The sequence below is a fragment of the Brucella sp. LJL56 genome, assembly GCF_054871705.1.
This window is the reverse complement of record NZ_JBTXLQ010000006.1, coordinates 37,010-53,861: the sequence shown is the minus strand read 5'-3', so window position 1 is coordinate 53,861 and position 16,852 is coordinate 37,010. Positions and strand designations below refer to the sequence as shown.

Below are 16,852 nucleotides of genomic sequence, written 5' to 3'. Positions count from 1 at the left end.
TATGTGTAGCTATATATATAATGTTTAGGGCCTGCTAATCAATGGTCACGACGGTCGTCAGAAGCAGGAATTGAAAAAAATTACGGAGTGGGGAATAAATCGCGATCACCGATTGTCTTACCTCCATATCGCATGTCGCGATTGGAACCCTGTGAGGCAGATCATGAAAACGTTTGGTTTTATGTCCGTACTGGCAATCGCAACAGTGGCGGCGTCAGCCGTTCTGGCAGCGCCATCCGTCAAGACGATGGAAAGCTCGAAAGGGCAGGTTCTGGCGGGCGCCAAGGATATGACGCTCTATACTTTCGACAAGGATAGCAAGGACGAATCCAACTGCTATGATACTTGCGCCAAGAACTGGCCGCCCTTCATGGCGATGAAAGGCGCGAAAGCTTCTGGTGCATATACGCTGGTCAAGCGCAAGGATGGCAGCGAGCAATGGGCAAAAGACGGAATGCCGCTCTATTACTGGGTGAAGGACAAGAAGCCCGGCGATGTGACCGGAGATGGCGTTAATGGAGTCTGGCACGCCGCAAAGCCATGAGGCTGATGTGAGCCATCCCGCTCCTGAAAGTTTCGAGGGCCAGCTTCTGGCCCTCCTGCCGGTCATGCGGCGTTACTCGCGCAGCCTTGCAAAGTCCGACGCCGAAGGCGAGGACCTTCTGCAGGACTGTGTGGCGAAGGCATTGGCACGGCGCGGCCAGTGGCGTGGGCTCAATCTGCGTGGGTGGATACTCACGATGATGACCAACCTTTATCGCAATGGCTATAAAAGTCGGGCTCGTACCCGGCATGAAACGCTCGACGCTGCGGAAAATGTCAGTTTCGCGGCGACGGAAACCGATCCGTTTCAACTGCAACAGCTAGAAGAGGCGATCAATACGCTGCCGGAAGATAACCGCGCAGTACTGATGCTCATCGTCGTCGAAGGCTACAGCTATGGCGAAGCGGCAGACATGCTGGGCATACCTGTCGGAACGGTCATGTCGAGACTGTCGCGGGCAAGACACCGCCTCGCCGAATATATGAGCGGTTCGAATATCGTAACTCTTCGGAGAAACCGATGACTGAACACAATTCTCCACTAACCGAAGCGGAACTACACGCCTATGTCGATGGGCAGTTGTCCGAGGAAGAGCATGCGCGCATCGTCGGGCTTCTTGAGAGCGATCCCGAACAGGTGGCGCTGGCCGAAGAATGGCGCCGACAGAATGAGGGTATCAGGCAACTCTTTTCCGGTTATGCGCAGGCAAAGAGCGACGATCCTGGAATGATCCGGTCAGCGGAAGGATACCGAACGAAAAGCTATCGGGGAGCCGTTGCAGCGGCGGTTCTCGCGGCCTTGGTGATTGGCGGGGCGGGTGGTTTTGCAGGTTCGCGCCTGCTTGCGGAAGCCGAGCCGCAAATGGCGATTGCGCAAACCCTGCCACAGCAGGCTCAGGCGGCTTATCTTATCTATGCCAGCGAAGTACGGCATCCGGTCGAGGTCTTCTCCAACGAGGAGGCTCATCTGGCAACATGGCTTGGCAAAAGGCTCAACATACCCGATCTCCGCGTTCCCGATCTCCGCTCGCTTGGCTTCCAGCTCGTCGGCGGTCGCCTGTTGCCGGTCGACGGCAAGGCGGGCGCTTTCTTCATGTATGAGGACGAAGCAGGAAAGCGGCTTTCGGTGATCGTGGGGCGCAATCCGGATAACCGCGACACGAGCTTCCGGTTTGCCTCAAGCGACGGTATCGAAACCTTTTACTGGATCGACAACGATCTTGGTTATGCGGTGAGCGGTGAGATATCGCGCGAGCGGCTGCGGCAGGTGGCGGAAGAATGCTATCGCCAGTTTCCGAGCTGATCCGCTTATCGGTCGTCGCTGAAAGCGCGGACTGTCGCATCCCTGGAGCTGCCGCCAGCAATCAGTGCGGCAAGCAGGATGCGAGCCTGACCGGGACGAAGCGTATGCGCGTGAACGGCTCCGGCCTCGCCAAGATCATGTCCGCCGCCGCCGCCGCCATAACCAGGCGTCAGCAAGCCTTCCGGTACGCGGCTTGAAACGACAACAGGAATATTGCGGCGTGAGCATTCGCGGACAGCTTCGACAACGCACGGTGTGGTGTTGCCCGAACCGAGCGCTGCGAGGACAATGCCGCTGGCACCGGCTGCAATGCTCGCTTCGATATGAACAGCGTCGCAACCCGGATAAATGGCAATCGTGTCGATGCGGCGATCGCCGACCGGGGCCGGGAGTGCTGGGCTTTGGGTCTGGATTGGCCGTGAGGAACGGAAAGCATCAGCACTGTCGCTGCTGAACTTATAGGCACCCCAGGCAGGAACGATCCGCCTGCCGAAGGCAATAAGGACACCTTTGTCGGCATTGGCCGGATCACAGGCAAGCCGAATGGCGGTAGCGAGGTTTTCCGGTCCGTCCGCTTGTGGGTGGTCGGCGGTAAATTGCGCGCCGGTGAAAATCACCGGCTTGGCGATACGGTGTTGCAGATGCACCAGCAGCGCCGTTTCTTCCATGGCATCCGTGCCGTGCAGGACGACGATGCCATCGATTTCACCATCCTTGAGACCGGAGGCGACGGCATCGCTGATGCGCTGCATGTCGGAAAGGGTGAGGCTTGCGGAATCCTTCGCCATCAGGTCGACAGGACGAAGCTCCGCTTCAAGGCCCGGCACGAAGCCGAGCAAATCCTCACCGGACAGGACCGGTGTGCTCGCTCCGTCTTCCCCGCGCTTGCTGGCGATGGTGCCGCCAGTGGCGATCAGCACTATGGAAGGCTTTGCAAGCGACATATTTACGAATCCTCTCACTTACCAGAAATGCTGGCGTCTACAGCACGTTCGGCAGTAAGTCGATGGATGCGTTCGCGCATCAGATACCAGCCGAGGATGAGGGCAGGGCCGATAATCGCCAGCGAAGCAATGGTCCAGGTGCCGACCGGATAGTCGAGTGCCATCAGGACAAGCACGCCAAGCAGGAATGCGAGTGTGAGGATACCGGTGTAGGGTGCACCGAACATGCGGAAATCTGGACGCACGATTTCGCCGCGACGCGCAAGATGCCACAATTTCAACTGGCAAAGGACGATGACGCCCCATGCCGTGATGATGCCCAGTGCGGAGAGATTGAGCGCAATTTCGAACGCTGCCGCTGGCACGACGGCATTGAGGATGACGCCGATAACGGTGACGACGGCGGTAACTGCAATGCCCATATAGGGCACGCCGTTCTTGTTCATCTTGGCCAGAGAGGCAGGGGCCGAACCCGATACAGCCATGGAATGCAGGATGCGCCCGGTGGAATAGAGCCCGGCATTCAGCGAAGACAGAACGGCTGTCAGAACAACGAGGTTCATGATGATATCCGCACCTTCGACGCCGATCTTGCTGAAGAAGGTCACAAACGGGCTCTCGCCAGCGGAATAGGCGGTGTAGGGGAGAAGCAGCGAGAGCAGCAGAACCGAGCCCACATAAAAGACGAGCAGGCGGAAGACCACCGTGCGGATTGCGCGAGGCATGACCTTGCGCGGATCTTCGGTCTCTCCAGCGGTAGTGCCCAGCAACTCGATGGATGCATAGGCGAAAACCACACCCTGTATGATGATGAAAGCAGGCAATATGCCGTTCGGAAACAAGCCACCACTATCTGTAATGATGCTGAATCCCGCCGGGTGGCCGTCAATCGGCGTGCCTGAAACGACAAAGTAAATGCCGACGACCAGAAACGTTACGAGCGCGATGACCTTGACGAGGCTGAACCAGAATTCCAGCTCGCCGAACACTTTCACCGACATGAGGTTCATCGCCAGAACGATGACAAGCGCGGTCAGGGCAAACACCCATTGGTCGATGCCCTGCAGCCACGGGACATAGTGCTTGAAGAAATTCATATAGAGCGCAACTGCTGTCACGTCGGCTACCGACGTCATGGCCCAGTTGAGCCAGTACATCCAGCCTGCCACGAAAGCCAGCTTTTCGCCGTAGAACTCGCGGGCATAGGAGACGAAGGAGCCGGAGCTTGGGCGATGCATGATGAGCTCGCCCAAGGCGCGCAGAACCAGAAATGCAAAGAAGCCGCACAAGGCATAGACGAAGACCAGAGCAGGACCTGCCAGTGCCAGACGTCCGCCTGCGCCGAGGAATAGCCCGGTTCCGATCGCCCCACCGATTGCGATCATCTGGATCTGCCTCGGTTTCAGCGCCTTGTGATAGCCGCGATCTTCTTCAATGAACACTTCGCGTTCGGCTGGCGTGGCTTTGATGGTTTCGATTGGCATTGCTCCTCCCTGAGAGCGCGGTTTCGACAGGCAATCATTCGGCGTGAAAGGCCAATTAGGGCACGCCGCCGGTCATTCAATGAGGCGATGGAATTCATCCCCATTTGATGGGTATTCTGTAAAGCTGCATGACAGATTTTGGAGGCGGTTTTAACGCATATCGCAGAACGCACGTCAAGTATTCAGCTTCAAATGAGAGACTTTGCACGCCGTTCGGGAATAGGCTGGCAGGGAAAATATCAGCAGGAATAGGGTGTTACCGGCTTGTGCTTCTCTGGCATGAAAATGCTGCGCCAAGCTGGATCGGCATGAGTAATCTCAGTGAACCTGTGCAAACCAGCCGCCTTGCGCCTATCATGTCAGGCCTCATCCTTGCCGATGATTGTCGCCACGGCTGTCTTGACCTTGCTCAGATGGGATTCCATTGCCGCACGGGCGTCGGATTCCGATCCCGCCTCAATGGCTTCGATGATGCGGCGATGTTCGACATTCGACGCTTCGCGACGACCGGACATCAGATTGACGAGTTCGGATTGCTGGATCAGTGCCTCGCGGGCATCAGCGACGATCTTGGTAAAGACCGTATTTCCAGAGGCCTCGGCAATGGCGCAGTGAAATTCTGAATCGAGCAGTTCCCATTTCTCGGGATCCATCTGCCGGTCCATCTTGTCGCAAAGTTCGATCATATGGGCGAGTTGCCCGTTGCTGCGACGAAGGGCAGCCCAGCCTGCTGCCGGTACTTCGATAAAGGGACGCGCCTCAATGAGATCGCGCGCTGAGTAGCCGTCATAACTCAGTTCGCTCGCAGGGGAAACATTCAAGACATAGGTGCCGCTGCCTGTGCGGGTCTGGGTGAGCCCCAGCGTCTGTAGCGATCGCAGCGCTTCGCGCACGATCGGACGGCTGACGCCGAACCGACCAGCGAGTTGAGCTTCCGACGGCAGTCGGGTGCCAACTGCAAGGCGACCGGATGTGATGGCCGAACGAATATCATCGAATACGACTTCCGCCGCATTCTTGCGTGTGATCGGATGTGTATCCGATAACCAATCGGCCAATTCGCTCATGTCCGAACCTCCGTCAATTGCCTCGCCCCTGTCAAGCAGCTAAAGCACATCCCGAAAATTGCGAAGTGGTTTTCGGACAAGATGCGCGTCAAAACAGAGGGTTAGAGCGCTGATCTGATTTAATCTGATCAAGATGCGCTCTAGGCAATTTTCAGGGGGATATCAATCCCCAAACCCGCTCTTGGTGGGTGAACTGATAGATGCAAAACGCTCTCCGGTCCTGCTCGACAGACGGGCTGCTCCCAATGATGCTGCGAAAGCAATGGCGAGCATGACGAAGGTGAATTCGGCAACTGCAGACCATCCATCAGCAACCCAGAAATAGCCGCCCGCCGCACCGGCAACGCTGGAACCGAGATAGTAGGCGAGCAGATAGAGCGACGATGCATGTCCCTTGCTGTGGAGCGCCAGGCGTCCGACCAGAGCGCTGGCGACCGAATGGCTGACGAAGAAGCCGACAGTCACGAGGATGATACCCAGGACGATGACAGGCAGTGGTGCAAACAGGGTCAGAAGACAGCCCGCAGCCTGTATGGCGAGGCCGATGGGAAGGACGGTAAAATAGCCGAGCCTGTCGCCCATCCTTCCGGCGAGCCAGGAAGCGGCGATGCCGAACAGGTAAACCGTAAAAATGGCTCCGAGTGCGGTTTGGCTGAGGCTATAAGGCGCCGCTATGAGGCGGAAACCGATATAGTTATAGATGGTGACGAACGAACCCATCACGAGAAAGCCAATGGCAAAGAGCAGTGGCAGGGCCGGATTGCGGATGTGGCCGATCCATGCGCCGAGGTGAAACCGTGCATTGAAGCCGGGACGTGGGACGAAGTTCTGAGAGGCGGGCAGCAAAAAAAGGAAACCGATGGATGCCGCCAGCCCGAGCAGGCCCATGCCGGCCAGCCCGACGCGCCAGGAGAAATATTCTGCGAGTGTTCCGGCAATGACACGGCCTGCCATGCCCCCGAACGCGTTGCCAGCAATATAGAGCCCCATCGATGCACCAAGGCCGCGCGGGTCGATTTCTTCCGCCAGATAGGTCATGGCGACCGCCGGAACTCCGCCCAGCAACAAACCTTGCAAGGCGCGAATGGCGAGTAGCATATGCCAGTCAGGCACCAATGCGCTGGCTATTGTGCACAGTGCAGAGCCGAGAAGCGAAACGAACATCAATGTCCGGCGTCCAAAACGCTCCGATACGGCGGCGGCGCAGAAGATTGCAAAGGCAAGAAAACCAGTTGAAACGGAAAGCGACAGGGAACTGGCCGCAGGCGTTATGTTAAAATCATGCGCGAAAAGCGGCATCAGCGGCTGGACGCAGTAAAGCAGCGAGAAGGTCGCGAAGCCGGACAGGAACAGTGCAATGCTCGCATTGCGAAATGCCGGTGTGTCCTTGACGAGATAGTGTTGTTGTTCGGGTGCCGTGGGAGCTGAAACGAGCTTGAGCTGGTTTTCCGGTGTTCTGACGCTGTCGAGACTGCGTTCCGCGAGGCGTGACATGACTTTGCCTTTTCAAAACCTCCCACTTTTTGATCTAGTCAAAGGTGCTCCATTTGTCCAATATATGGAAGTGACGATTATAATAGCTTTTGGATATAACGATGGAACTGCGTCATCTGCGTTATTTTCTGGCGGTTGCCGAAGAAGGCAATTTTACCCGCGCGGCTGCGAAGCTCGGGATCGGCCAGCCGCCGCTCAGCCAGCAGATACGCGATCTCGAAAATGAGATTGGTGTAGCGCTGTTTCATCGCGTGCCGCATGGCGCAGAGCTGACCGCAGCAGGCACGGCTTTTCTTGGTGAGGCGAAGGCTTCGCTTTCTGCCGCTGAAAAGGCGAGGCTGGCAGCGCAAGGCGCGGCGCGGGGAGAAACCGGCAGGCTCGCTCTGGGTTTTACCGCATCGTCTGCATTCAATCCCACCGTTAGCGGTACGATCCGCAAGTTTCGGGCCAGATGGCCCGATGTCCGGCTGACCCTGACTGAGATGAACAGTCATCTTCTCATGGAAAAGCTGGTCAGGGGAGAAGTGGACGCTGCCTTTATTCGGCCCGGTCTGGAGAATCCCAAGGATGTGCGCATGAAGCGGCTGGCAGATGAACCGATGCTGATCGCCCTGCCGAGCCATCATCCGCTTGCGGTTCACCCAAAACTGCCGATTGCGGCCTTGGCAAACGAGGCATTTGTGCTTTTTCCGCGCATTGTGGGGCTCAGCCTTTATGACGATGTGGTTGAGGCTTGCCGGAATGCGGGCTTTGAAATGATTGTGGCGCAGGAAGCACCGCAGATGCCGTCCGTCGTCAATCTGGTTGCAGCCGATCTGGGAGTCTCGATTGTTCCGACCGCCATTGCGCAGATTAAACTGGCCGGTGTCACGTACAGACCCATCGAAGGCGAGCCCCTTCTGGCGCGGTTGGGGCTGGTATCGATGAAGAACAACCGCTCGCCGCTGATCGATAATCTGATAAGCCTGTTGCCGGATCCGTGATCGTAGCCGCGAAAAGCGTGGCGTCGGAGGGCACAGCCGCCCTTGTCCAGAAGGATGTGTAAAAGAAGACACTCACTATCAAGAATATTGCGGATAGGGACACGTCATACGTTGAAGTTCTTTCGGATGTAACTATGGTGACGGCAGAACCTATATGAGTACACTGACCGTTTCATGGTAGAATACCCGCGATGTGGGGCGGGTTTCTCGTCCCTTAAGATCAGCCGTCGGAAGGCCTTGGGCCTTCTGGCGGCTTTGGCTTTGCCGCAGGCCGCACGCGCCAATCCGGCGCTGCGCATAGCAGCCATCGACTGGGCGATGCTCGAAACGGTGATGGCGCTTGGAGTCACGCCGATTGCCGCAACGGAACTGATTCAGTTTCGGAAAGCTGCTGTCGAACCCGCCATCCCGGAATCGGTCACTGATCTAGGTCTTCGAGGCTCGCCGAATTTTGAACTTCTCTATCTTTTGAAGCCCGATCTCATTTTGAGTTCGCCATTCTACACGCAGCATGAAGCAGCGCTGACGGCTATCGCACCGGTTTTATCCATGCCGCTTTATGTGCAGGGAGAGCCGCCTTACCAGAAGGCGCTTGCGGCGGTATCGGAGCTGGGCCGCAAACTGGGGCTTGAAGCGAAAGCCGAAGCCGTTTTGCGCGAGCAGGAAGATTTTCTCAATCAAATCGCGGGGGCGCTGAAGCCTTTCGTGGATCGCCCGACATATCTGGTCAATATCGGCGATGCACGCCATTTTCGTGCCTTCGGCGATGACAGCATGTTCGGCGATATTTTGGCGAGGCTCGGACTTCCCAACGCGTGGACGGACCATTCGCGCTTTACGTTTGCAGCTCCGGTGCCGCTGGAAACGCTTGCAGAAAAGCCGGAGGCGCGGATCGTTATTATTTCCGATATTCCGGTCGAAGCCCGCAACAGCCTTCGCAATAGCCTGATCTGGCGCTCGCTCCAGCCCGTCCGTGACGGGCGCGTTCATCTGTTGGGTAACGTCAATCCTTATGGCGGCATCACCGCCGGATTGCGCTTCGCACGCCTTTTGAAAAATGCCCTGCTGGAACAGCCGGAGGGTAGCCGGTGACGCAAACGAAATTTGCCGTTGCGGCTGTGATAGGCATCGTGGTCGCACTTGCGCTATGCCTCTGGAATGCAAGCGCTTTTCTGCCATTTGCGCAATGGCCGTCCGTTCCGTTCAATCCAGATGGCATGAATACGCAACAGGTTATTCTCGCCTATGCAGTGCTGCCGCGTGCCGCTGTCGCAATTTTTGCCGGTGCTGCCCTGGGACTTGCCGGTGCGCTTCTGCAAAGGCTTTTGAGCAATCCGATTGCCGATCCATCGACGCTTGGCGTCTCGTCCGGCGCGCAGCTTGCCATCGTCACGGCGACATTGTTTTTCCCGGCGATGCTCGATGAGTTTCGCTGGGCTGTGGCGCTTGCAGGGGCCGGGCTGGCGACCGCTATCGTCTTTCTGCTCGGATGGCGAAGCCGCCTCGAGCCGGTGACGATAGTAATCTCTGGCCTGCTTGTCGGCGTAACTTGCAGCGCGGTTTCCGCCGCCATGACGCTCTCGCAAGGCGAATATCTGATGTCGCTGGTGACATGGAATGGCGGTTCGCTCAGCCAGCAGGATTGGTCCGCAGCAAAAGTGCTGGCGGTGCAGTTTTTGATAGGTCTGGTTGCGGCGATCACGTTGAGCCGCCCGCTAACGCTGGTGGGGCTTGGCGATAGCAGCGCGCGGGCGCTCGGCGTGCCGCTGGCATGGCTACGTGTTGCGGTCGTGGTGGTTGCTGTGGCGTTGACCGCAGGTGTTGCTGCGAATGTCGGGCTTGTCAGTTTCATCGGCCTTGCCGCACCCGCAATCGTGCGGGGGCTCGGCGTCCGTAAGCCCGGTGCGGTGTTGGTTGCGGCCCCCCTCGCTGGCGCAATTCTGCTCTGGCTATGCGACGGCGGTGTGCAATTGCTCGGTTCCAGTCTCGGTGAGACATTCCCGACCGGTGCGGTGACGGCTTTGATCGGTGGACCGCTCCTTTTGTGGCTTATCCCGCGTGTTCAGTCTTCTGTATCGGCCGGAAGTGGGGGAACACCAATCACGCGTGCTTCGGTCACCAAAGCAATAGTGTTGCTGGCATTGCTCGCTGTTGCTGCTTTCCTCACGCTTTCTCTGGTGCAGACTCCCGATGGCTGGTCATTGTTGACGGGCCGGGATTTTGCCGAACTTTTGCCTCTGCGCTGGCCGCGTCTGCTGGCAGCAGCGGCTGCCGGAAGTCTTCTGGCGATGGCAGGTGCCATTCTCCAGCGTCTGACCGGCAATCCGCTGGCAAGCCCGGAAGTCGTCGGCGTCAGCGGTGGCGCGGGTATCGGTTTCGCAATTGCTCTGACACTCTTTGCCGCACCGAACAATTTTCAATTGTTGCTATGTGCTGCGATCGGCGCATTTATGGCGATGATCGTCGTCCTCAGTTTTGCAAGCCAGAGGCATCTTTCGCCCAATCGTCTTCTGCTGGCAGGTATTTCCGTTAGCTCATTCGCGTCTGCCGTACTGAGTGTTTTTCTCGCCATTGGCGATCAACGTTCATGGAAAATTCTTGCATGGCTCGGCGGTTCGTCGGCGTCCGCAACGCCTGATATGGCCATTTTTCTAGCAGTTTTGAGTGTCTGCATTACGCTCGTGGCATTGCTCTTGTCACGCTGGCTGACGATTCTGCCACTTGGTCAGACCACCCCGGTGGCGTTGGGGCTTCCGGTTGGCGTGGCGCGTGTGTCGACCATCGTGGTCGCATGTATTGCAAGCGCTGCCGCTTCGCTGCTCGTCGGCCCGTTGAGTTTCGTTGGCCTGATGGCGCCACATATGACGCGGCGCATGGGGTTCGACCGCGCAGCAAGCCACGTACTGGCCTCAGCAGTCCTGGGTGCGTTGTTGATGACCATAGCCGACCTTGGCGCGCGCAATGCGACATTCCCTTATGAACTGCCTCTTGGTCTTTTCGCGGCGCTTGTCGGCGCGCCCTATCTCACCTGGGCCTTGGGGCGCAAAGGATAGGCTGAGGATCGTGCCGGCGTTGACCGTCAACTTCGGACATGTATGATGCCTGTTGCGGCGACATACCTGGGAGGGGACGCTGCTTTCCATCCATAGGATAACCGTTGACAAGGGCTGACGCCTGCAAGCTGAACGGTCGAATTTTGCCCTATCCCGTCCGAATGGAGATTTTTCGTGAAACGACTTCTGATTACCGGTGCTGCGGGTGGACTGGGGCGCGTGATGCGCGAAAAACTGGTCGGGCAGGCCGAGCTGCTGCGCCTTTCCGACGTTGCCGATCTGGGCAAAGCCAAACCCAATGAAGAGCTTGTTCAATGCGATCTCGGCGATCTGGACGCGGTCATGGGTCTTGTCGAGGGCTGTGACGGTATTCTGCATCTTGGCGGCATTTCAACCGAGGCGTCTTTCAGCAAGATACTCAACGCGAATATCGTCGGGATGTATAATCTCTACGAGGCTGCGCGGGCGCACGGCCATCCGCGCATTATTTTCGCCAGCTCAAACCACACAATCGGCTTTTATCGGCAGGACGAGCATATCGACGCAATGGTGCCAACGCGGCCCGACGGTCTTTATGGTGTTTCCAAATGCTTCGGTGAGTCCATCGCCAGCCTGTATCACGACAAATTCGGGCAGGAGACGGCAATCGTCCGCATAGGCTCCTGTTTCGAAGAGCCGCGCAATCATCGCATGCTCTCCACCTGGATGTCGTATGACGATTTTGCCAGCCTAATCGAGTGCGTTTTCCGGGCGCCCATGCTGGGATGCCCTGTGATCTGGGGTGTTTCGAACAATGATTCGATGTGGTGGGACAACAGTCCGGCCCGTTTTCTCGGCTGGCACCCAAAGGACAATGCCGAACGTTTCCGGGCCGGGCTCGAGAAGACAACACCGCGACCAGCGCCGGATTCCGCACTCGCTGTTTATCAGGGCGGAACATTTGTCGATGAACCGATTCATCAGGACGATTGATCGAGAGCTGCCCGTCAATAGAGGGAAGCCTTGCATGAACGGGGCTTCTCCGGTTTGATGATGGGATAGAATGCATATTTTGCTTTACGTACCTCAAAACGAAAGCTAAGCTTTTATTGTGACGCTTTGGGAGGAGTTCACGTGCAGCCAGAAGTATCGGTGAAAGCATCGGGAAAGAGCATATTTAAGAAACGCCAGACGCGGCAGTTCGCTGTTGGCGGTTGCCAATGAGTGCGCCCGAAAAAGATGACAGGACTGCACTGCTGGAGGCTGTGTCGCTTTCCAAATCATTCGGTCCCGTCCAGGTTCTGAAGACTATTGATCTGCGCATTTTCGGCGGCGAAGTTCATGCGATCATCGGCGAGAATGGCGCTGGGAAATCGACGCTGATGAAGCTGCTCGCAGGCAATGAGCGCCCTACGAGCGGGGAAATCCGCATCGACGGCAAGCCTGTGTCCTTCTCGGGGCCGGTGGAGGCCGAAGCCCAGGGCATAGTGCTGGTGCATCAGGAAATTCTCCTCGCACCCGATCTGACTGTCGCACAGAATATTTATCTCGGTCGCGAGCTCAACCGTGGACTGGTCGTCGACGACAAGTCGATGCGCGAAGGTGCACGCAAGGCTATCCGTGATCTCGGTGCCGATATCGACCCCGATGCGGTCGTAGGCACCCTGTCGATTGCGCAGCGCCAACTGGTCCAGATTGCCCGCGTGCTGCTGGTGCCGCATCGTGTAGTGATTTTTGACGAACCGACTGCTTCGCTGACACCGTTTGAGACGGAAGCGTTGCTGAAAGTCATCCGGGATATTCGCGCGAAGGGTGTCGCTGTTCTCTATATCTCGCACCGCCTGCCAGAAGTGAAAGAAATATCCGATCGTGTGACTGTGCTTCGCGACGGCAAGCTTGTTTCAGCGCATTTGTCTTCGGAATTGCAGCCGTCCGACATGGCCCGCCTGATGGTCGGTCGCGATGTTGCAAAGCTTTATCCTGACCGCGCAAGCAGGCATGACAACGCTGCCATTCTTGAAATCGATAACTTCAGCGTACCCGGCTATGTGCAGAATGCCAGCTTCCATCTGAACCGGGGCGAGATACTCGGCTTCGCCGGTCTCGTCGGTGCGGGACGCACGGAACTGATGGAAGGCATTGTTGGTCTGCGACCTGGCAAGGGCGATGCGCGCCACAATGGCAAGCCGGTTCATTTCCGCAATGCGCATGAAAGCCAGAAGGCGGGGATCGTTTATCTCAGCGAGGACCGGAAGGGCAAAGGGCTGCTGCTGTCCAAGGACCTGGGTGTAAATCTGACACTCGCCTCGCTGACGAAATTCGTGAGCGGTTTGCAGATCGACCGCAACCGGGAACGTACCGCACTCGATGATGCGATCCGCGAATTCGATATTCGTACTGGCCGCAAGGATATTCTGGCGGGCCAGCTTTCCGGCGGCAACCAGCAGAAGCTCTTGCTCGCCAAGATGATGATGCTCGATCCGTCCATCGTCATCATCGATGAACCGACACGCGGCATCGATGTCGGCACGAAAGAGCAAATCTACCAGTTCATCGCCAATCTGGCCGATGAGGGGAAATCGATCATCGTCGTTTCGTCGGAAATGCCGGAACTGATCGGTATCTGCGACCGCATCGTCGTGATGCGGGAAGGGCGGGTTGCCGGTGAGGTAACAGGCGACCGTATGACCGAACATGACATCGTCGTGCTTGCAACCGGCGTTGAAGCCGAAAATGCCGCATAAAAACAATAAAGTGGGAAGTAGATGACACAGGTTGCGACCGATAAAAGCAGAGTGCCGAGGACGTCCAAGGATTGGGATCTGCGGGCAGTTGCCCCGTTCATAGCACTCGCCTTGTTGCTTGTTCTGGGCACGATTGCCAACCCGAACTTCATCAGTATCGATAACCTTCTCAACGTCGCAACGCGAAGCGCTTTCATCGCCATTATCGCGCTCGGTGCTACCTATGTGATCTCGTCCGGCGGGCTGGACCTGTCCGTGGGCGCAATGGTGGCTTTCGTCGCCAGTATCATGATCCTGTTCATGAATAGCGGGGTGATTGCCGATCCGGTGATGATGCTGATTGCCGCCGTGATGCTGGCACTGATTGTCGGTGCGGCCTGCGGCCTGTTGAACGGCCTGATAACGACTGTTGGCGGCATCGAGCCTTTTATCGCTACGCTCGGCACCATGGGCATCTATCGTGGTCTCACTACGTGGCTGTCACAGGGCGGCGCGATCACCTTGCGCAACCCGGACATTCAGGCGCTTTATCGCCCGGCTTATTTCGGTTCCATTCTTGGCGTGCCGGTACCGGTTATCGTGATCTTCGTGACGGCAGCGCTTGCGGCATTCGTCCTCTATCGGACACGCTATGGCCGCCATGTCATTGCGGTGGGATCGAACGAAGACGTGGCGCGCTATTCCGGTATTTCGGTCAAGAAGGTGCGCACTATCGCCTTCATCATTCAGGGCCTTTGCGTCGCCGTTGCCGTGCTTCTCTATGTGCCCCGGCTTGGTTCGACCTCGGCCACGACCGGCCTGATGTGGGAATTGCAGGCGATCACCGCCGTCGTTGTCGGCGGCACAGCCTTACGAGGCGGGGTGGGCCGTATCTGGGGCACGATCTGCGGCGCGTTCATTCTGGAGATCATCGGAAACATCATGATCCTGTCGAACTTTGTCAGCGAGTATCTGCTCGGGGCAATTCAGGGCGCGATCATCATTATCGCCATGCTGGTGCAGCGTTCGCTGTCACGGCGATAGTTTACGGATTGGCGGAATTGTTGGGGCGATTCCAGCCAGAGAGGAATGAGAGCCCCGCGTTTACTGGGAGGAAGACTATGCGAGGGAATTTGATGAAGCTTGCTTTCGCCGCTTTGACGGCGGGTGCGCTTGCCTTTGGCAGCGCTGCAAGCGCACAGGACAAGAAAGTGACGATCGGCGTGTCGATCCCGGCTGCCGATCACGGCTGGACGGCAGGCGTCGTTTATCACGCTGAACGCGTGGCGAAGCTTCTGATGGCTGAGCATCCGGGCCTCAACGTCATCGTCAAGACGTCGCCCGATGCGGCATCGCAGGCCAATGCGTTGCAGGATCTGGCCGTACAGGGTCTCGACGGGCTGGTTGTTCTGCCGACCGATCCTGATCCACTCGTCAACGCCATCAAGGAAATCAAGGACAAGGGAACCTTTGTCGCTCTGGTCGACCGTGCGCCGAGCAGTAACGACAATTCCATCCGCGATCTCTACGTGGCGGGTAACAACCCGGCACTCGGACAGGTGGCTGGCGAATATATCAAGAAGACCACGCCCGATGCACAGGTCGTCGTCATTCGTGGTCTGCCGATCCCGATCGATCAGCAGCGTCAGGACGGTTTCGACAAGGGCATTGAAGGCTCCAACGTGAAGGTTCTGGACCGCCAGTATGGCAACTGGAACCGCGACGATGCTTTCCGCGTCATGCAGGACTTCCTGACCAAGTACCCGAAGATCGATGTGGTCTGGGCACAGGATGACGACATGCTCGTCGGCGTTCTCGAAGCCATCAAGCAGGCGAACCGCAGCGACATTCAGTATGTCGTGGGCGGTGCAGGCTCCAAGGATATGATCAAGAAGGTGATGGATGGCGACAAGCTTGTGCCGGTTGACGTTCTCTATCCGCCGGCAATGGTTTCGACTGCCATGGAACTCGCCGCCGGTCATTTCTATGACCAGATTCCGGTGAGCGGCAGCTACATCCTCGATGCAACGCTCGTCACCAAGGACAATGCGAAGGATTTCTATTTCCCGGATTCGCCGTTCTAAGGTGCTTGACTACCGTGCGCCTGTCTGAGCAGGCGCACGGCTTTTCTTTTCATTCCCGATATGCAGCGCGATGCGCGCTCTCAAATTGCTCGATGCCGGTTGATGGCGGGGTCCGAGCATATTCAGGAGAAATTTGATGAAGACGATCAAGGGTCCCGGGATTTTTCTTGGGCAGTTCGCAGGCGATGAAGCGCCGTTCAACACATGGGATGGCATCACCAAATGGGCTGCCGAAAAAGGCTATGCCGGGGTGCAGGTTCCCACATGGGCCAGCCAGTTGATCGATCTGAAAAAGGCTTCTGAATCGAAGGATTATTGCGACGAATTCGCCGGTGTAGCACGCCAGAACGGCGTCGAAGTCACGGAGCTTTCAACCCATCTGCAGGGCCAGCTTGTTGCGGTACACCCGACCTATGACGAAGCTTTCGACGGTTTCGCGGTGCCGGAAGTGCGTGGCAATCCCAAGGCGCGTCAGGCCTGGGCGGTCGAGCAGGTAAAGATGGCGATCCGCGCATCGCGCAATCTCGGTATCGGCGCGCATGCAACCTTCTCCGGTGCGCTGGCCTGGCCCTTTGTCTACCCATGGCCGCAGCGTCCTGCCGGTCTGGTGGAAACGGCGTTCGAGGAACTTGCCCGACGCTGGAAGCCGATCCTTGATCATGCCGACGAACATGGCGTCGATATCTGCTATGAAATCCATCCGGGCGAAGACCTGCACGACGGTGTGACCTTCGAGATGTTTCTGGAGCAGGTCAAAAATCATCCGCGGGCCAACATGCTTTACGACCCGTCGCATTATGTCCTGCAGTGCCTCGATTATCTCGACAATATCGACATCTATAAGGACCGCATCAAGATGTTCCACGTCAAGGATGCGGAGTTCAATCCGACCGGGCGACAGGGCGTCTATGGCGGATATCAGGGCTGGGTCAACCGTGCAGGCCGCTTCCGCTCGCTCGGTGACGGGCAGGTGGATTTCGGCGCGGTATTCTCCAAAATGGCCGCGAACGACTTTGATGGCTGGGCTGTGGTCGAATGGGAATGCGCCCTGAAGCATCCTGAAGACGGCGCGCGCGAAGGTGCCGAATTCGTCAAGGCGCATATCATCCGCGTCACCGACAAGGCGTTTGACGATTTCGCATCCGGCGGCACCGATGACGCTGCCAATCGCCGTATGCTTGGCTTGTAAGACATA

At 57.5% G+C, this 16,852-nt stretch carries 15 protein-coding genes; 11 read left to right on the top strand and 4 right to left on the bottom strand.

Going from position 1 to position 16,852, the window contains the following annotated elements; genetic code table 11:
- Positions 1–163 precede the first annotated feature (163 nt).
- The 3 genes from ACYSN1_RS16470 to ACYSN1_RS16460 are packed head-to-tail and all read left to right on the top strand — an operon-like array spanning position 164 to position 1,846.
- Positions 164–544 carry a COG4315 family predicted lipoprotein gene (locus tag ACYSN1_RS16470; RefSeq protein ID WP_461726680.1) on the top strand — a complete coding sequence of 127 codons (381 nt, stop codon included), beginning with the start codon at positions 164–166 and terminating at the stop codon, positions 542–544.
- Positions 516–1,067, top strand: a complete 552-nt coding sequence (locus tag ACYSN1_RS16465; protein ID WP_461726679.1) for a sigma-70 family RNA polymerase sigma factor — start codon at positions 516–518, stop codon at positions 1,065–1,067. The genes ACYSN1_RS16470 and ACYSN1_RS16465 overlap by 29 nt, the downstream gene beginning before the upstream one ends.
- Positions 1,064–1,846, top strand: a complete 783-nt coding sequence (locus ACYSN1_RS16460; RefSeq protein ID WP_461726678.1) for an anti-sigma factor family protein — start codon at positions 1,064–1,066, stop codon at positions 1,844–1,846. The genes ACYSN1_RS16465 and ACYSN1_RS16460 overlap by 4 nt, the downstream gene beginning before the upstream one ends.
- A 5-nt stretch (positions 1,847–1,851) precedes the next feature.
- On the opposite strand, the gene ACYSN1_RS16455 is transcribed toward ACYSN1_RS16460, so the two are convergent.
- The 4 genes from ACYSN1_RS16455 to ACYSN1_RS16440 form a co-directional block, all read right to left on the bottom strand.
- Entirely contained in the window at positions 1,852–2,790 is a 939-nt protein-coding gene (locus tag ACYSN1_RS16455) for an asparaginase (protein WP_461726677.1), read from the bottom strand.
- Positions 2,791–2,804: 14 nt separating this feature from the next.
- Positions 2,805–4,274: an amino acid permease gene (locus ACYSN1_RS16450; RefSeq protein WP_461726676.1), complete on the bottom strand. Its 1,470-nt coding sequence runs from the start codon at positions 4,272–4,274 to the stop codon at positions 2,805–2,807.
- 359 nt (positions 4,275–4,633) lie between these two features.
- The gene (locus ACYSN1_RS16445; RefSeq protein ID WP_461726675.1) at positions 4,634–5,341 is read right to left on the bottom strand and encodes a FadR/GntR family transcriptional regulator; all 708 of its coding nucleotides are present in this window, start codon (positions 5,339–5,341) and stop codon (positions 4,634–4,636) included.
- 162 nt (positions 5,342–5,503) lie between these two features.
- Positions 5,504–6,835, bottom strand: a complete 1,332-nt coding sequence (locus tag ACYSN1_RS16440; protein ID WP_461726674.1) for an MFS transporter — start codon at positions 6,833–6,835, stop codon at positions 5,504–5,506.
- Positions 6,836–6,936: 101 nt separating this feature from the next.
- Between ACYSN1_RS16440 and ACYSN1_RS16435 the strand changes: the two genes are divergently transcribed.
- The 8 genes from ACYSN1_RS16435 (at position 6,937) to ACYSN1_RS16400 (ending at position 16,846) form a co-directional block, all read left to right on the top strand.
- Complete coding sequence (locus ACYSN1_RS16435; RefSeq protein ID WP_461726673.1) at positions 6,937–7,818, top strand: LysR family transcriptional regulator; 882 nt, start codon at positions 6,937–6,939, stop codon at positions 7,816–7,818.
- Between the two features lie 174 nt (positions 7,819–7,992).
- Positions 7,993–8,910 carry an iron-siderophore ABC transporter substrate-binding protein gene (locus ACYSN1_RS16430; RefSeq protein WP_461726672.1) on the top strand — a complete coding sequence of 306 codons (918 nt, stop codon included), beginning with the start codon at positions 7,993–7,995 and terminating at the stop codon, positions 8,908–8,910.
- Positions 8,907–10,871: a Fe(3+)-hydroxamate ABC transporter permease FhuB gene (gene fhuB, locus ACYSN1_RS16425; RefSeq protein ID WP_461726671.1), complete on the top strand. Its 1,965-nt coding sequence runs from the start codon at positions 8,907–8,909 to the stop codon at positions 10,869–10,871. The genes ACYSN1_RS16430 and fhuB overlap by 4 nt, the downstream gene beginning before the upstream one ends.
- Before the next feature lie 174 nt (positions 10,872–11,045).
- The gene (locus ACYSN1_RS16420) at positions 11,046–11,843 is read left to right on the top strand and encodes an NAD-dependent epimerase/dehydratase family protein (RefSeq protein WP_461726670.1); all 798 of its coding nucleotides are present in this window, start codon (positions 11,046–11,048) and stop codon (positions 11,841–11,843) included.
- 227 nt (positions 11,844–12,070) lie between these two features.
- A complete protein-coding gene (locus ACYSN1_RS16415; protein ID WP_461726669.1) occupies positions 12,071–13,594 on the top strand; it encodes a sugar ABC transporter ATP-binding protein in 1,524 nt (507 codons plus the stop codon).
- 21 nt (positions 13,595–13,615) lie between these two features.
- Positions 13,616–14,617, top strand: a complete 1,002-nt coding sequence (locus ACYSN1_RS16410; protein ID WP_461726668.1) for an ABC transporter permease — start codon at positions 13,616–13,618, stop codon at positions 14,615–14,617.
- Between the two features lie 77 nt (positions 14,618–14,694).
- Positions 14,695–15,657 (top strand): substrate-binding domain-containing protein, encoded by a 963-nt coding sequence (locus ACYSN1_RS16405; RefSeq protein WP_012092835.1) that lies wholly within the window; start codon positions 14,695–14,697, stop codon positions 15,655–15,657.
- Positions 15,658–15,793: 136 nt separating this feature from the next.
- Complete coding sequence (locus ACYSN1_RS16400; protein WP_461726667.1) at positions 15,794–16,846, top strand: sugar phosphate isomerase/epimerase family protein; 1,053 nt, start codon at positions 15,794–15,796, stop codon at positions 16,844–16,846.
- Positions 16,847–16,852 lie beyond the last annotated feature (6 nt).

Coding starts and splice junctions, on each gene's coding strand:
- ACYSN1_RS16470 (WP_461726680.1), top strand. CDS start 164: ATGAAAACGTTTGGTTTTATGTCCGTACTGGCAATCGCAACAGTGGCG.
- ACYSN1_RS16465 (WP_461726679.1), top strand. CDS start 516: ATGGAGTCTGGCACGCCGCAAAGCCATGAGGCTGATGTGAGCCATCCC.
- ACYSN1_RS16460 (WP_461726678.1), top strand. CDS start 1,064: ATGACTGAACACAATTCTCCACTAACCGAAGCGGAACTACACGCCTAT.
- ACYSN1_RS16455 (WP_461726677.1), bottom strand. CDS start 2,790: ATGTCGCTTGCAAAGCCTTCCATAGTGCTGATCGCCACTGGCGGCACC.
- ACYSN1_RS16450 (WP_461726676.1), bottom strand. CDS start 4,274: ATGCCAATCGAAACCATCAAAGCCACGCCAGCCGAACGCGAAGTGTTC.
- ACYSN1_RS16445 (WP_461726675.1), bottom strand. CDS start 5,341: ATGAGCGAATTGGCCGATTGGTTATCGGATACACATCCGATCACACGC.
- ACYSN1_RS16440 (WP_461726674.1), bottom strand. CDS start 6,835: ATGTCACGCCTCGCGGAACGCAGTCTCGACAGCGTCAGAACACCGGAA.
- ACYSN1_RS16435 (WP_461726673.1), top strand. CDS start 6,937: ATGGAACTGCGTCATCTGCGTTATTTTCTGGCGGTTGCCGAAGAAGGC.
- ACYSN1_RS16430 (WP_461726672.1), top strand. CDS start 7,993: ATGGTAGAATACCCGCGATGTGGGGCGGGTTTCTCGTCCCTTAAGATC.
- ACYSN1_RS16415 (WP_461726669.1), top strand. CDS start 12,071: ATGAGTGCGCCCGAAAAAGATGACAGGACTGCACTGCTGGAGGCTGTG.
- ACYSN1_RS16410 (WP_461726668.1), top strand. CDS start 13,616: ATGACACAGGTTGCGACCGATAAAAGCAGAGTGCCGAGGACGTCCAAG.
- ACYSN1_RS16405 (WP_012092835.1), top strand. CDS start 14,695: ATGCGAGGGAATTTGATGAAGCTTGCTTTCGCCGCTTTGACGGCGGGT.
- ACYSN1_RS16400 (WP_461726667.1), top strand. CDS start 15,794: ATGAAGACGATCAAGGGTCCCGGGATTTTTCTTGGGCAGTTCGCAGGC.